The sequence below is a fragment of the Pseudonocardia phyllosphaerae genome, from assembly GCF_046546475.1.
Taxonomy (GTDB): domain Bacteria; phylum Actinomycetota; class Actinomycetes; order Mycobacteriales; family Pseudonocardiaceae; genus Pseudonocardia; species Pseudonocardia phyllosphaerae.
Genome location: NZ_JBKGXS010000001.1, coordinates 90,591 through 105,730, shown reverse-complemented (window position 1 = coordinate 105,730; position 15,140 = coordinate 90,591). Strand labels below are relative to the sequence as shown.

The following is a 15,140-nucleotide window of genomic DNA, read 5'->3' as shown; positions in this document are numbered from 1 at the left end:
ACTTTCTGCGATCTTCTTCCGCCCGGGCCCGCCGTTCGCGATCGCGACCGGTTCCGTGGAACGGCTCCGCCCGGCTCGAGAGCCTCCCTAGCCTCCCGCCATGCCCCTCCCGCACTGCTACGCCTTCGACAGCATCGACATCGCCACCAAGTACGCCTGGGTGACGGGCAAGCCGGGCATGGGCGCCGTCACCCCGGTCACCGGCGGCCTCGGCACGCTCACCACCGGGCTCGACGCCGCGCGGGAGCAGGCCGACCGCGGCGTCCGGGACCTGGAGCTCGCGTGGCGCGGGCAGGCGTCGGACGCGGCGAAGGAGTCGCTGACGACGACTGCGCGCGGCGTCGCGGCCACGGCCGGGGTCACCGAGAACGCGTCGGCCCGGCTCACCGACTACGGGCACTCCTTCGAGGTGATGCGCCGCAAGATCGAGTTCGTCGATCCGAAGTACTTCGCCTGGCTGGTGAAGGCCGCCGACAACTCGGCCGAGCTCATGGCGTCGGCGGCCGGTGCGGGCGACGACTACGTGTCGATCGCCGACCGGAACCAGCTGAACAACACCGCGGCCACCCGGGCCCTGGACCAGCACGCGGACGAGACCTCGGCCGTCGACGACCGGTTCACCACGGCGAGCGCCCCGGCGCGCCCGGCGGCACCGGTTCCCGGCGCGCACCCGGGCGGCGGGGGTGGTGCCGGCGGCGGTGGGGTCCCGGTGCCGCACGGCGGATCCGTGCAGACCGCGGGCGGGGCGGCGGCGCCGGCCCGGGTGCCACCGCCCGGCGGTGCTGGGACGCCGGTCCGGCCGCCGGGCCCGCGAGGTACGGACGGCGGCGCGCACGGCCCGGCCGACGACGCGGCCGTCCCGGCTCCGGTACCCCCGCCCGGCACCGTCGGTGGCCCGGGCGGCACCCGCCCGGACGGACCGGACCCGCGCCCGGTCACCCCGCGCACTCCGCGACCCGGCGGCCCCACCGGACCGGGCGGGGAGGGCGGCCGGGGTGGGTCCGGCGGACCGGCCCCCGGCGGGACCGGGGGCCGGGACTCCGGGACCGTGGGCCCCGCGCGGCCTCCCGCCGACCGCATCACGCCGGTCGGCTCCGGCCCGGACGCCGTTCCGGGCTCGGGCGCCGGGAACGGCACGACTCCGCCCCGGGGCACGACACCCGACCCCGGAGTGCCGGACCCGCGGCGCCACGGCGCCGACTTCGGCGACCGCATCCGTGCCGTGCCGCTGTCCCCCCGGACACAGAGCCCGGGCGGTCCGTACGGATCACCCGTCCCGAGGGGCGGCGGATCGCGGAACGGCAGCGCATACGGCGGCAACGGGTACGGCGCGAACGGATACGGCGGCGGACGCACCACCGAGTCCGGCCCCGGCGGGTCGCGCTCCCCGTACGGCGAGCGCTACGGGGGCGGGCGCGGCCACGGCGGTGTTCCCGGGGGCGGGTACGGCGCCGGCTATGGGTACGGCGCCGGCTACGGGGGTGGGCGCGGCCACGAACCGGGGTCCGGCGGCCGGTACGACCGGCTCGGCCCCTACGAGCGCGGCGGCCCCGGCGGCCACGGCCCCGACCACCCGGCCGAGGGCCGGGCCCAGGACGGCCGGGGGCTCCGCGGCTCGCAGGCCGAGCCCGGTTCCGGGCTGCGGTCCGGCGAGCGCACAGGAGCCCAGAACGGCTACGGCCCGATGCTCGGCGGCGGCGGGATGCGGGACGGCCAGGACCACCGCAACCGCTACGTCGTTCCGACCGACGAGGTCTTCGACGTCGGTGTGGACGCCGTCGACGCCGTGCTGCGCGCCGACTGCCCCGACGCCACCGACGGCACCGACGGGCCCGACAGCACCGCGCGACCCGGCTTCGACACCGGCACCGGCTCCACGGAGGGCACGCGCAGATGGACGACGTGATCGAGTGGCCGAAGGCGGTCGTGCTGTCCGCCACCGAGTTCGACGTCGCCCGTGACGTCCTCGACCTGGGGCCCGCCCCCTCGGTCCTGGAACTGCTCAGCCCGGGGGCCACCGACGTCGAACGGGCCCGGGTCGTCCGCACCGCGCTCGCCTCGCTCACCGCGCGCGGCCTGTTCGACGGCACCACGTTCCGGCCCGGGCTGGTCGAGGACCTGCGCACCGTGCACGCCCCGGAGTTCCAGCTGGACCTCGTCGTCCCGGACGGAATTCGGGCGCTGGCCGGGGTGCGGCCCAGCGGTGCGGTGCTCGCCGTCCGCCTCGGCGACGAGGTCGGGCTGGTCCGGGTCGCCGACCCCGCGGCGGCACTGGTGGAGCTGCTCGGCCCGCTCGTCCCCGGGCCCGGTCCGGCGGTGCGGATCCCCGTGCGCCTGCTCGCCGACGCCGCCGAGGCGTGCGACGGCGCCCACGACCGGCTGGTCGCCCAGCTGCTGCGCCGCGGCGTCCCCGGAGCGGAGGCGGCGCTGCTGCACCGGGTGACCGGCGGTGGCGCGCTGGCCCAGCTCGGCGCCGGACGCAAGGTCCCCGACGCCCGCCGCGCGCCGGCCTTCCTGGTCGTGCACGCGACCGACTCGGGCTGCTACCTGCAACGACGCCCCGCACCGGCGCGGATCGGCGGCCCGCTCGCCGACGACGCGACGATCCACGCGCGCCCCGCAGGCCCCGCCGTGCTGGCCGCCGAGCTGACCGCGCTGGCCGTTCAGGCCGGGTTCGGCGTCGTCCCCGGCCGGGTCGCGAGCGGCACCAGCTCGCCGTAGGTCCAGGGCATCGGCTGCACCCGCACCGGGTTGTCCTTGTTCGGTGCCTCGACCATCTTGTCGTCGCCCAGGTACATCGCGACGTGGTGGATCGTGGCCGGGTCGGTCCGGTCGGAGGCGTAGAAGAACAGGTCTCCGGGCTGCATCTGACGGACCGGGACGTGCCCGCCGGCGTTGTACTGGTCCTGCGACACCCGGGGCAGGGTGAGGCCGGCCGCCTGGAAGGCGCGCAGCATCAGCCCGGAGCAGTCGTAGGCGTCCGGGCCGGTGGCGCCCCAGACGTAGGGCTTGCCGACCTCGCGCAGCGCGAAGCCGATCGCGGCGCCGCTCGCGCCCGGCGGGAGCGCGCCCGTGGTGCCGGGGGCGCATCCGGTGGGGTTCGCGACGTCGCCGACGGTCTTCACCAGGCCCGCGGCGAGGCCCTCCCACTTGGCGTAGGCATCGGGGAAGGCGCTGCGCTGCACCGTCTGTGCAGCGACCGTGACCGGCATCTGCTCCCAGCCGGGTATCTCCTGGAGCCGGTCGAGGAAGATCCGCGTGCTGTACGCCGGGTCGGTGATCTGCGCGGGCGTCCCCCACCCCTGCGAGGGCCGCTGCTGGAACAGCCCCAGCGAGTCCCGGTCGCCGTGGTTGATGTTGCGCAGCGTCGACTCCTGCATGGCGGTGGCCAGCGCGACCAGCCACGCCTTCGGCGGGAGCCCCATGTCCTTGGCGACGGAGATGATCGCGTTCGCGTTCTGCCGCTGCTCGTCGGTGAGGGTCTCCAGCGTCGCCCCGCCGCCGCCCGGCCCGGCGGTCGCGGTGCTGATCCCGGTGTCGCAGCCGGAGACCGGCGCCTTCTTCTGTGCGAGGTTCGGGCTGAACGCGAGGAACCCGACCGTCAGGAACAGCACCAGCGCCAGGCCGATGACCAGGAACGGCAGCAGCAGGCGCAGCGGGCGCAGTGCCCGGGTCACCGGGTTCATGCCCGGTCGTAGCGGGAGACCCGCCAGCCGGCGTCGGTGTCGACGACCTGGATCGAGAGCGTCACGGCGTCGGTCGGCACGGTGACCTGCACGCTCTTCGGCGACGCCTTCGTCGGCGTCGCCGCGCCGGTCACCTTCGTCGCCGGGATGTTCGACGGGTCGACGCCGCCGAGGACGCCGAGGAACTCATCGGTGGTGTACGGCCGCAGCCCGGCGAGCCACTGCTGCGGGGTGACGCCCTGCGGGTGCCGCACCCACGCCGCCGCCCACTGCCGTGCGGTGTCCAGCGCGGCCTTCGGGGCCTTCGCCGGGGGCAGTGTCGTGGGGGTCAGCTCGGCGACCGGCGGGAGCATCGTCGGGGTCGGCGTCGCGGAGATCCCCGACGACGGGGCGCTCTGCGACGCATAGGGGTCGTCGGGCTGCTGCAGGCCACCACCGGCGGTCGCGGTGCCGTCACCGCGGCCACCGAGCATCACCAGGCCGACGACGACCGCGCCCACCACCAGCACGAACACCGCCAGGTGGAACGGGGACCGCAGCGGCCACTGCCAGATCGCCCGGTACGCACCGAGCCGGCCCCGCGAGGACCTAATCGGCACGGCCGCCCCACACGTCGCCACCCCGGGTGTCGCGGCCTGCACCGTGCGCGGCCCGCGGCCGGTAGATCTTGTAGACCGGGACGCCGTCGACCAGCTCCGGGGTCACCGCGGCCGGCTCGCCGGCGCGGCGGCTGCGGGCGTCGGTACGGCGGTAGATGGAGCGGTCGTCGATCTCGCCGGGATCGCTGCGCCCGGGCACACCGGAGCCGGTGTCGGCACGCCCGGACGCGCCGGCGGGCAGCGCGCCGCGCCGCGGCTCGGCGATCCGCGTCGGTCCGCCGGCCACCGGGGCCGCAGGGGCGGGTTCCGGCCGGGCCCGGCGACGGGTGCGCGCGCCCGGACCGGCGACCGTCTCGGCCTCGGGGCGGGCGGCGTCGCCGTCCCCGGCACCCGTGCCGGAGCTGCGCTCGGCCCACCAGCGGGTCTGCCGCTCCTCGCCGGGCGCCGGCCCCCGCATCCGGTTCCACATGCGCCCCATCGGGCCGTCCCCGGCGCCGGGGACGATGCCGCCGAACTGCTCCCGGGTCAGCGACACCATCGACACCAGCCGCCGGAACGGCCGCGCGACCGCCCACATCACCAGCGTCACGACCCCGGTGACCAGCAGCGCGAGCCACAGGTCGATGCCCGCGCCGGGTGCGAACAGCGACACGACCAGCAGCGCGTGCAGCCCGGCCAGCGCACCGACGACGAGGGTGTTCACCACCGCGGACCCGGCGACGCGCAGCAGCGCAGGCACGACGTCGGGTTTCAGCAGCGCGACGACGGCCACCGCGGGTGCGCACACCACCAGCAGCCGGATGACCAGCATCGCGACGAGCACCAGCACCTTGGACAGCAGCTGGAACAGCGCAATGCACGCGGCCTCGATCAGCGCGAGCGTCCCGGACCCGATCCGGCTGCCCGCGGCGCCGGTGAAGTAGGGGTAGCGGTCACCCATCCGGTCGGCGATCGCGCCGTAGTCGGACTTCTTCTTCTCCGCGAGCTCACCGGTGGCGCGGCCCTCGAGCACCTCGGCGTTGGTGAACGTCTGGGCGCGCAGCAGGTCCCGGCCCAGGTCATGGGCCTGCGGGACGTCCGGCGCGCCGAAGGTGCCGCGCAGCCAGTTCTGGTAGGCGACCTGGTCGACCAGGACCGTCGGGAGCGTGTCGCGGGTGCCGAGCCCGACCTGGGAGAGGAAGCCCTCCTGCATCTGGGTGACGCCGTCGAGCAGCAGCCCGTCGGCGGCCTTCGACCAGTCCACCGGGGCGAGGTAGGCCGCCGAGCCGATCATCAGGGCGAACACCGCGATCCCGGTGCGCTGCGCCTGCCGGGCCAGCTCCCCGCGCATCGCGAGCAGCAGGATGATCACCGCGAAGCCGAGCAGGGCGACGCCCACCCAGGTGGTGAACACCGTCTCGTACATCGCCCTCGTCGCGGTGGCGATGAGCTTGTCGAGCGGTTCGAACAGCGAGCCGCCGTCGGCGATCAGGTAGTGCGCCCAGTTCACCCCGCCGACGGTGAGCTTGGCCAGGTTGAAGACCTGGTTGCCGAGCCAGGTGTCGGTGGTGACCGACGGGTTCAGCACACCGGAGCCGGTGCAGCCCAGGTCGTAGTTGTGCCAGACCAGACCCGCGTAGCCGACCTCCTCGTAGACCGAGCCGGGCTCGCCGTGCATCGGGGCGGGCCGGTCCAGCGAGCCGACCAGGCCGGTGCCCGGGCGGTCGGGCTCGGGCGGGGTCTTGCAGTCCAGCGGCTGGGCCATCGCCGGCGAGCCGAGCAGGACCACCCCGCCGACCAGCGCCGCGACGACGACCAGGGCCCGCCGGCGTCGCCGGGCGGGCGCGGCGGGCAGGCCGAGCTGCCTGCGGCGGGTAAGGCGCCTGCGGCGTTCCGCGGCCAGCACCGCCGCGACGACGACGCCGAGCACCACCCAGAGGCCGGCGCCGCCGGAGGGGTCCAGCCCGGGTTTCACCGCCCGCCCTCGCCGGGCTCGTGCGGCCTGTCGCGCCCGGGGTCGTGCGGGCCGGGCTCGGTGGGGTCGCCGTCGGCCTCCGGATCGCGCCCGGTGCCGGTGGCCGTGCCGGCGCCGTGGTCCCGGTCGCGCGGGTCGTCGAGGTCCTCGTCCAGCTCGTCGAGCAGGTCGATCTCCTCGTCGTCGTACAGCTCGGCGTCGGCGAGGCCGTCCGGCCCGTCCGGCACCGCGGCGACGACGCGCACCGCCGGGGCCCGCACCCCCGGCCCGGCCAGGACCGGGTCGGTGTCACCGGGGCCGATGCGGGTGTCGGTGCCGCGCAGGCCCGCCCAGCCGTCACCGTCCAGATCGAGGTCGTCGCCGTCGAGGTCCGGGACGGCTGCCGGCACCGATCGGGGACCGGACGGCAGCGGTGCGGGCTCGTCGGGAGCGTTGATCTCGGCGTCCCCGCCGGACGGTGCCGGAGGCCGGGGGACGGCGGCGCGGGCCGCGTCCGGGTTGGTGTCCAGGGCCTCCCGGACGTGCTCCAGGTGCGGCCCCTCCAGGTCGATCCGGATCTTCTCGACGCCGCCGTGGCCGTCGGCGAAGACGAACTGGCGCGGGGTGTCGTCCGGGCGGTCGTCGTGCCGGGGGCGCGGGGACAGCGTCCCGAGCATCTCCTCGTAGCCGACGTCGGTGGGCACCCGCAGCAGCCGCAGCGCCTCGGACTGGGCCTCCTCGTCGTCGGTGCGGCCGACGAACACCGCGTTGACCAGCGCCGCGAACCCGGAGACCCGCAGCAGGTCACCGGCCAGCTGGGAGGCGAACAGCGCGCGGACGTTGAACTTGCGGGAGTCACGGGCGAGCCGGTCGATCAGCACCTTGCCCGTGGGCACCTGGGACAGGAAGTGCGTCTCGTCCAGCGCGACTCCCTTGCGCAGGTTGCGGTCGGCGTCGTAGATCGTGCGCTGGGTCAGCCAGGACGCCAGGTTCAGCAGCTCGACGCCGAGGGACTCGTTGTCGGTCCACTCCTCGCGGGGGCTGCCCGGGCGCGGCAGCGACAGACCCTGCATGGTCAGCACGGTGAGCCGGTAGTCGCGGTCGGCGTGCCACGGGTCGTCGCGGGTCTCGTCCGGGAACAGCAGCGCGGCCTGCGGCAGCTCGCGGCGCTCGTCGAGGAAGTCGGCGACGACACCCGCGTGCTCCTCGCCCTCATCGGCGTGCCGGCGCAGCGTGTCGATGACCATGCCCGGGTGCCGGTCGGGGGCACCGCCGACCTCGCGGACGGCGCGCAGCAGCACGATCCGGGTGTGCGGCTGGCGGGCGATCTCGTACGGCAGCAGGCCGGACAGCACGTCGAGCACCAGGCGGCGGCGGGTGGCGGCGGCCAGCGAGCGCTCCCGCTTCCAGGCGCGCTCGGGGTCCTCGTCGTCGGCGAAGTGGTCCGGGCGCGGCTCGGCGACCACCCGGTACGGGTTGAGGATGCCCGGGTCGGCGCGCAGCAGGTTGATGTGCCGGGAGAACGGCGCCAGCTCCGGCAGCCGGGCCAGCTCGGCGAGCGGGCCGGAGGGGTCGAGCACCGTCCAGCGGGCCCCGGCCCGGAGTGTCTTGTAGACGATGAGCCCGGTCAGGAACGACTTGCCGGACCCCAGCCCGCCGACGATCGCGGTCAGGCCGGACGCCCGCCGGACCTCCTGGGCCAGCCACGGGTCCCAGGCCACCGGCCGGCGGGTCGCGGTGCAGGTCTCGCCGAGCATGATCCCGCGCCGGTCGCCGACGCTGGCCGTCGCAGCGGGCACGCCGGCCGCGGCCCAGGTCACCGAGCCGCGCCGCCGATACGCCGTCGACGCCAGCGGCTCGCCGGGGATGAACTCGCGCGCGTAGCGGTACTGGGCCTCGGGGTGCTCGATCTGCACCTTCGGCCGGTACATGTCGACCACCTGCTGGGCGCGGGTGGTGGCCTCGGCCTCGTCCCGGCCGGAGACGGCGATCCGCCACCAGCCGTAGAGCCGGGTGTTGAGCTGGGTGAGCCCGGTCGTGAGCTCGTCCTCGACCTCGAGCACGCGGTCGGCCTGGCGGGCCAGCGACATCGGCGGGTCGAGGTCGTGGTCGTGGGTGTAGTGCCGGATCTGGCTGCGCACCTTGCCCATCTGGCGCTGCAGCTCGCCGGTGACGTCCTCCGGGCGGCGGATGTAGATCCGCGCGGACCACTCGACGGGGAACGGCAGCCGGTCGGAGTGCTGCATCCACGGGTCGTCGACCTCGGGGATGCGCAGGCCCTCCATCAGACCCAGCGAGAGGACGGCGACGTTGCGCGACACCGTCTGCGACCGCATCCGACCGACGACGCGCACGGTCGGCGCGTACGGCTCCTGGTACAGGTCGACGCCCTCGGTGAACGCGGCGAGGTCCTCGGCCTCCCAGGTGGAGACCCCGCGCGGCACCGACGACAGACCGCGGGGCGCGGGCAGCCCGAGTGCCACCGAGCGGTGCATCAGCCAGGCCATGTCCTCGGCGCCGGCCGGGACGGCGTCGAGCCCGGACTGGCCCATCAGGACGTCGATGTGGTTGACCTCGGACTCCAGCGCGGCCAGCTCGGCGCGCACCGCCGAGGGCGCGATCCGGTCCAGGACCGGGGCGGCGCGTTCCACCCAGCGGTCGAGCAGCCCGCGCCCGGACACCTCGACGCCGATGAACACCTCCTTGTCGGCCATGGACAGGCCCATGAGGTGGCGCTGCTCGCCCTCGAGGAAGCCGTCCCAGCCGAGGGCGCCGGGGACGTCGGGCATCCGGCCGACGGCGTTCTGGTCGAACGACTCCGCCCACATGTGCACCGGGTACGGGCGCGTGGTGACCCGCAGGTGCAGCCAGCGTCCCTGCAGCTCACCGAGCTGCGCGGCGATCTGGCGGATCAGCACCTCGCGCTGGGAGTCACTGCGGAAGCTCCAGGCCTGCGCTGCGAGCCGGTACCAGGCCATGACCTGGGATCCGGTGCGCGTGATGTGTCCGTCGATCGAGCGCAGCGCGATCGACGGTGTGTAGTCCGACCCTCCCTCACCGGCGCGGCCACGGCCACGGCGCTGCCGGCGGGGGGTCTGCTCAGGTGCGGCCACTGCGGCCGCTCCTGCGCCACGGGTCGTTCTTCCTGACCTGGGCCCGGGTCGCGCGGGGGCGGACCGGCTTCCGCGGCTTGCGCGCGCTGCCCGGCTCGGGCAGCGGCGGGACGGGCCTGCGCGGCGCCTCGGTGCCGGTATCCGCAGGTCCGGCCTCGACGACGACCGGTGCCGCCGTGGCCCCGGCGGGCACGGCGCCGGCGTTCGGCTCGGGCAGCGCGGCGGGACGGGCCCCGCCGGCGGCCGGACGTCCGGCCGTCGCGGACGGCCCCGAGATCCCCGACGGCTCGGTCCGGGTCGCAGCACGTCCGCCGCGTCGCCCGGTGCCCCAGGCCGCCCCGTCGGCCCCACCCCGGCGGGCGGGACGGGATCCGGCACCGCCGGACCCCCGGCGGGTGTCGCGCCGGGAGTCACGGGAGCCCCGCGACGACTGCCCCACCCGCACGTGCTTGGCGCGGACCAGCCCGCCTGCGACCTTGCGTTCCTCCCGCGGCCCGGTCACCTCGGCCCAGAACTGGCCGAGGACCTGCCCCAGCGGGCGCTCGTAGTCGATCTTCTTACCGAGGAACTTGGTGATCGCGATCGTGCCGACGAGTGCCCAGGCCACCGAGAAGAAGCTCAGCCCGATGCCCAGCTGCCGCTGCACCGCCATGATCAGCACCATGACGATCAGACCGACTCCGTAGCTGACGTAGCGGGCGCGCCACGGGAAGGTGGCACGCGGCGGCCCGAGCCACACCGCGTCGACGCGGTACACCTCGTCGTCCGTGCGAATCAGCAAGGCTCACCCGCGGGACGGGACGAGCAGGCCGGCGAGCGCCTCGCCGACGACACGGCCGTTGCCGCTCACCGCGATTCCCAGAGCGATCAGCCCCACGACGAGGCCGATGCTGCGCCGGGCCACGCCGGCGTTGTCACCGCGGCCACCGACCCACAGCAGGATCACGGCGATCGCGAGAAGGATCAGCGGAACGATGTTGTTGGTGATCCACTGCTGAAGGTTGAGCGTCGACAGCTGGCCCTGGGCGAGCACCTGCTGCAGCGCTCCGCGCGAGGTCTGCACAGCTCCTCCTAGCGGATCCACTTCATGGTCGTTTCCCGCAGGCGAGTACACCACGAGACCCGTAGTGATAGTAGAGGAATGGCCCGTCCGCACGGCGTGACCGCCACGCACCGCGAGCGTCCGGACACGATCGGCGGAACACCCCGCGACGAGCGGTACGTGACGCCTGCCTCATCGCGCGGTGTCGTGCTGTGCGACACCGGGCGGGGACGCCGTGGTCAAGGCAGGCTACTCTTCGGTAACAAAGCACGACCCGGCCCCTCGTCGAGGAGGGCGTTCGCGGTTCCGGGGCACTACTGTTCGCCCGACCGTCGGCACGTCCCACCACGACCGCGCGCCGGCGACTCGAGGAGGCACCGCGATGGAGAGGCCCGCCCGGACCCGGGTGCACGGTAGCCCGTGCGCGCCCCCGGCCGGCCGAGTCCCGCCGTCGTTCTCCACCCCGATTCCCGTCCCGTCCCGCCGCGACGACAACGCTGCCCCCACCACGAGCGACAGCGTCTCCCGTCACCGGCCTGCCCGTCCCGGAACCACCCTCGGGACGGGTGCTCTACAGGGAGGTAGCTCCGCATGACCTGGGTGCAGTACGTGCTCGGCATCATCACGGTGCTCTCGGCGATCGTCGCCGTGGTGCTGGTGACGCGCACCGTCATGTACATGGTTCGGATCATCAAGCTCGGCGAGCCGGATCCGACCCGCTTCGCCCCGTTCGGGCCTCGCTTCACGCAGATGCTGAAGGAGACGCTCGGCCACACCAAGATGCTGAAGTGGAGCCACGTCGGCATCTTCCACTGGCTGGTGATGGTCGGCTTCGGTGGCCTGTTCCTGGCGCTGATCGAGGCGTTCGTCGAGGTCTGGAACCCGACGTTCCACCTCCCGCTGATCGGCGAGTGGTCGCTGTACTCCCTGTTCGTGGAGCTGCTGGGCATCGGCACGGTGGTCGGCATCGCGGTGCTGATCGTGATCCGCCAGCTGAACAACCCGAGCCGCGAGGGCCGCATGTCGCGGTTCTACGGCTCGAACATGGGCCGTGCGTACTTCGTCGAGGCGATCGTGTTCCTCGAGGGTGCGGGCATCCTGATCGTGCGCGGCGCGAAGATGTCGCTGGGTGCCTTCGACGTCCCGGTCTGGTCCGCGCCGGTGTCCTACCTGCTGTCGCTGATCCTGCCCGCCTCGCTCGTGCTGGTCAGCGTGTTCGCGACGGTGAAGGTCCTGTCGGCGACGATCTGGCTGATCGTGATCGCCGCCAAGCCCACCATGGGTGTGGCGTGGCACCGGTTCACCGCGTTCCCGAACATCTACTTCAAGCGCAACGACGACGGCTACAAGGCGCTCGGCGGCATGAAGCCGATGCTGTCGAAGGGCAAGGTGCTCGACCTCGAGGAGGCCGACCCCGACGAGGACACCTTCGGCGTCGGCAAGGTCGAGGACTTCACCTGGAAGGGCCTGCTCGACTTCACCACGTGCACCGAGTGCGGCCGCTGCCAGTCGCAGTGCCCGGCGTGGAACACCGAGAAGCCGCTGTCCCCGAAGCTGCTGGTCAACGCGCTGCGCGACAACCTGTACGAGAAGGCGCCGTACCTGCTCGCCGGCGGGCAGAAGGACATGGCAGGCGACGAGATCGGCATCGTCGGCGACGACGCCGAGGCCCGGATGGCCACCATCCCGGTCGACGCGCTGGAGGCCGCGGGCCGTCCGCTGGTCGGCGGTGAGGACGTCGCCGGCGTCATCGACCCGGACATCCTGTGGTCCTGCACCACCTGCGGCGCGTGCGTCGAGCAGTGCCCGGTCGACATCGAGCACGTCGACCACATCATCGACATGCGCCGCTACCAGGTGCTGATCGAGTCCGAGTTCCCGACCGAGCTGAACTCGCTGTTCAAGAACCTGGAGAACAAGGGCAACCCCTGGGGCCAGAACGCCAAGGACCGCCTCGAGTGGACCAAGGGCCTGGACTTCGAGGTCCCGGTGTTCGACGGCGAGCTCTCGCCCGACACCGAGTACCTGTTCTGGGTGGGCTGCGCCGGCGCGTTCGACGACGGCCAGAAGAAGACCATCCGCGCCACCGCCGAGCTGCTCAACCGGGCCGGGGTGAACTTCGTCGTCCTGGGCCCGGAGGAGACCTGCACCGGCGACCCGGCGCGCCGCTCGGGCAACGAGTTCGTGTTCCAGATGCTCGCCCAGCAGAACGTCGAGGTCCTCAACACCGTCTTCGAGGGACGCGAGCCGGGCACCCGCAAGATCGTCACGACCTGCCCGCACTGCCTCAACACGCTCGGCAAGGAGTACCCGGAGCTGGGCGGCAGCTACGAGGTCGTGCACCACACGCAGCTGCTGAACAAGCTGGTGCGGGAGAAGAAGCTGGTCCCGGTCTCGGCACCCGCGGGCGAGGAGGGGCCGGTCACCTACCACGACCCCTGCTACCTGGGCCGTCACAACGAGGTCTACGCCGACCCGCGCGAGCTGATCGGCGACTCCGGCGCGACGCTGTCGGAGATGCCGCGCCACGGTGACCGCTCCATGTGCTGTGGCGCCGGTGGCGCCCGGATGTGGATGGAGGAGCGGATCGGCAAGCGGATCAACGTGACCCGCGCGACCGAGGCCGTCGACACCCTGGAGAAGGCCGACGGCGGCACCCCCGCCGGCACGCTGGCCGTGGGCTGCCCGTTCTGCCGGACGATGATGACCGACGGCGTGAACCAGGTCGCCGGTGAGGCCGTGCAGGTCCAGGACGTCTCGCAGATGCTGCTCGCCGCGGTCAAGCGCGGCGACCCGGCCCCGGAGCCGGAGCCGGAGGAGACCGGGGAGTCCGCGCCGACCACGGACACGCCTGCCGTCGCCACCGACGAGGCCGACGTCGCCGAGGAGGCGGAGCAGGAGGACCCGGTGAAGGAGTCGGCGAAGGAGTCGGCGGCCTCCGGTGCGGCGGCGTCCGACGGGTCCGGCGACTCCGGGACGGCCGACGCCACGGACGTGAAGGCCGGGGACGACAAGGCCGCCGAGACCGCGACCAGCGACTCCTCGACGACCGACGCCGCAGCGGCCGGGTCCGCGTCCACCGAGGCCGAGGCAGGCGAGGCGGACAACGAGTCCGGGACGGACGCCGAGAAGACGGAAACGGAGAAGTCGGGGACGGAGAAGTCGGGGACGGAGAAGTCGGGGACGGAGAAGTCGGGGACGGAGAAGTCGGGGACGGAGAAGTCGGGGACGGAGAAGTCGGGGACGACGCCGTCGTCCGGGTCCGACGGCGCGTCCGCCGGCGAGAACGGCACCTCGACCGGCAACGGGCACGCCAACGGCAACGGCGCCGCGTCCGGTGAGCAGGCCAAGCAGCAGGAGCGCAGCGACAGCTGACAGCTCCCGCTACCGACGACGGCCGGTCCACCTCATGCGGTGGGCCGGCCGTCGTTGTTCGGGCGCCGCGCCCTCGCCCGTGCCCCGAGGGGCACCCTCGTTGCCACGGGCGGTAGCGAGGGTGCCCCTCGGGGCACGGGATGCGGAGCGCCGGAGCACCCGAGGCGTGCGAGGGGCTCGCTCAGCAGGGGGCGAACGAGCTGATCTGGTAGGTCGGTGACGCCGCCGGGGTCCGGGTCAGGACCGCGCGGCCCAGCCCCGGACCGGCGCCTGCTCCCCAGGCGGTGCGGCAGCCGTCGACGGTGAGAGTGGCACCGGGGGCGACGACCGGGTCGGAGCTGCGGTCGATCCGGGTCACCGGCGCACCGGCCGGGGTCCGGCCCTGGAACGCGGCGACCGCGTCCGGGCAGGTCGGCGTGTTGGTCGCCGCCCGGAGCTGGTCGACCGCGGCGGGCTGCACGAACGAGCACACCCGCCGGTCGCCCATCGCGGCTGCGGAGTCGAGCCCGACCAGGGCCAGCTGTGGACGCGGCACCCCGTACTCGCTGCGGAACTGGGCGGTGCTCTGCTCGTCGGCCCGTGCCTTCTCCTCGGTGATCTCCGACGACCGGAACGCGTAACCGGTCCCGGACACCACCAGCAGCACGACGCCGACGGCCAGCACCTTCCACCGCGGCAGGAGCAGGAGCCCGGCGACGATCACGCCCACGGCCAGCGCCAGCGCCCACGACCACCGGTTGTTCGCGGTGCCGTACAGCAGCGCGACGACCAGCACGAACCCGGCGACATGCGGAGTCCAGCCGCGCAGCAGCCGGTCGATCCGCAGCAGTGCCAGCAGGACCAGCGTGCCCAGGCCGAGCCCGGCCGGGATCCACCAGCGTCCGGGGTCGTCGAGGAACGGGAACAGCAGCAGCGCCGCACCGACGAGGCCGAGCATCGTCGCGCCGCGGACGGAGCGCGGGCGCAGCCTGCGCCAGTGCTGCCAGGGGTCCGAGTCGCGGTCCCGGTCGCGGGGGCGGTCCCGATCGCGGGGCCGGGGCGTCGACGGGCCGTCGTCGTCGGAGGCGCCGGTCCCTCCGGAGCCGTGCCGGTCGGGTTCGCGGGTGACGAGCTCCGCGCCGCTCGGCCGTGGCGGGGCGGGGACGAGGTCGGGGGCCCGGCCGTCGGATCCGCCCGGCTCCGGCGCGGCCCCGGCACGGCCGGCGCCAGGGGCGGCGGCATCCGGATCGGCGGAGGCTCGGGCGGCGTCCGGCCCCGCGCTCCCGGAACCGGCGGCACGCGGCCCCGTCCGATCCGGACGGCTGCCTGCCCGGTCCGGACGGCCGGGCCGTCGGCGGCCGGTGGCCCACGGATCGGGGCGGCCCTGGTCGGTGCGGTCGGCGTCGTCCATCG

General features: G+C 74.3%; 9 protein-coding genes and 1 pseudogene. 3 read left to right on the top strand and 7 right to left on the bottom strand.

The window, feature by feature from the left end; all coding sequences use genetic code 11:
- Positions 1 to 100 precede the first annotated feature (100 nt).
- The gene (locus ACLE50_RS00485) at positions 101 to 1,906 is read left to right on the top strand and encodes a hypothetical protein (protein WP_410941318.1); all 1,806 of its coding nucleotides are present in this window, start codon (positions 101 to 103) and stop codon (positions 1,904 to 1,906) included.
- Positions 1,894 to 2,721 carry an ESX secretion-associated protein EspG gene (locus ACLE50_RS00480; protein ID WP_410941317.1) on the top strand — a complete coding sequence of 276 codons (828 nt, stop codon included), beginning with the start codon at positions 1,894 to 1,896 and terminating at the stop codon, positions 2,719 to 2,721. Before ACLE50_RS00485 ends, ACLE50_RS00480 begins: the two co-directional genes overlap by 13 nt.
- Here ACLE50_RS00480 and ACLE50_RS00475 read toward each other — a convergent pair.
- The 6 genes from ACLE50_RS00475 to ACLE50_RS00450 are packed head-to-tail and all read right to left on the bottom strand — an operon-like array spanning position 2,664 to position 10,394.
- A complete protein-coding gene (locus ACLE50_RS00475) occupies positions 2,664 to 3,686 on the bottom strand; it encodes a C40 family peptidase (RefSeq protein WP_410941316.1) in 1,023 nt (340 codons plus the stop codon). The two genes, ACLE50_RS00480 and ACLE50_RS00475, sit on opposite strands and share 58 nt — an antisense overlap.
- On the bottom strand, positions 3,683 to 4,285 hold the full coding sequence (locus ACLE50_RS00470; protein WP_410941315.1) for a hypothetical protein: 603 nt from the start codon (positions 4,283 to 4,285) through the stop codon (positions 3,683 to 3,685). Before ACLE50_RS00470 ends, ACLE50_RS00475 begins: the two co-directional genes overlap by 4 nt.
- A complete protein-coding gene (locus ACLE50_RS00465) occupies positions 4,275 to 6,239 on the bottom strand; it encodes a hypothetical protein (RefSeq protein ID WP_410941314.1) in 1,965 nt (654 codons plus the stop codon). The genes ACLE50_RS00470 and ACLE50_RS00465 overlap by 11 nt, the downstream gene beginning before the upstream one ends.
- Positions 6,236 to 9,331 carry an ATP-binding protein gene (locus tag ACLE50_RS00460; RefSeq protein ID WP_458788545.1) on the bottom strand — a complete coding sequence of 1,032 codons (3,096 nt, stop codon included), beginning with the start codon at positions 9,329 to 9,331 and terminating at the stop codon, positions 6,236 to 6,238. The genes ACLE50_RS00465 and ACLE50_RS00460 overlap by 4 nt, the downstream gene beginning before the upstream one ends.
- Entirely contained in the window at positions 9,318 to 10,112 is a 795-nt protein-coding gene (locus ACLE50_RS00455) for a hypothetical protein (RefSeq protein WP_410941313.1), read from the bottom strand. The genes ACLE50_RS00460 and ACLE50_RS00455 overlap by 14 nt, the downstream gene beginning before the upstream one ends.
- A 3-nt stretch (positions 10,113 to 10,115) precedes the next feature.
- Positions 10,116 to 10,394: a hypothetical protein gene (locus ACLE50_RS00450; RefSeq protein WP_410941312.1), complete on the bottom strand. Its 279-nt coding sequence runs from the start codon at positions 10,392 to 10,394 to the stop codon at positions 10,116 to 10,118.
- A gap of 570 nt (positions 10,395 to 10,964) precedes the next feature.
- Between ACLE50_RS00450 and ACLE50_RS00445 the strand changes: the two are divergent.
- Positions 10,965 to 13,271: pseudogene (locus tag ACLE50_RS00445) on the top strand ((Fe-S)-binding protein); the annotation flags it as partial.
- A 658-nt stretch (positions 13,272 to 13,929) separates the two neighbouring features.
- On the opposite strand, the gene ACLE50_RS00440 reads toward ACLE50_RS00445, so the two are convergent.
- Entirely contained in the window at positions 13,930 to 15,138 is a 1,209-nt protein-coding gene (locus tag ACLE50_RS00440; protein ID WP_410941311.1) for a hypothetical protein, read from the bottom strand.
- Positions 15,139 to 15,140: the final 2 nt, after the last annotated feature.

Bases quoted from the DNA above. Each gene is read 5' to 3' on its own strand.
- ACLE50_RS00485 (WP_410941318.1), top strand. From the start codon at position 101: ATGCCCCTCCCGCACTGCTACGCCTTCGACAGCATCGACATCGCCACC.
- ACLE50_RS00480 (WP_410941317.1), top strand. From the start codon at position 1,894: ATGGACGACGTGATCGAGTGGCCGAAGGCGGTCGTGCTGTCCGCCACC.
- ACLE50_RS00475 (WP_410941316.1), bottom strand. From the start codon at position 3,686: ATGAACCCGGTGACCCGGGCACTGCGCCCGCTGCGCCTGCTGCTGCCG.
- ACLE50_RS00440 (WP_410941311.1), bottom strand. From the start codon at position 15,138: ATGGACGACGCCGACCGCACCGACCAGGGCCGCCCCGATCCGTGGGCC.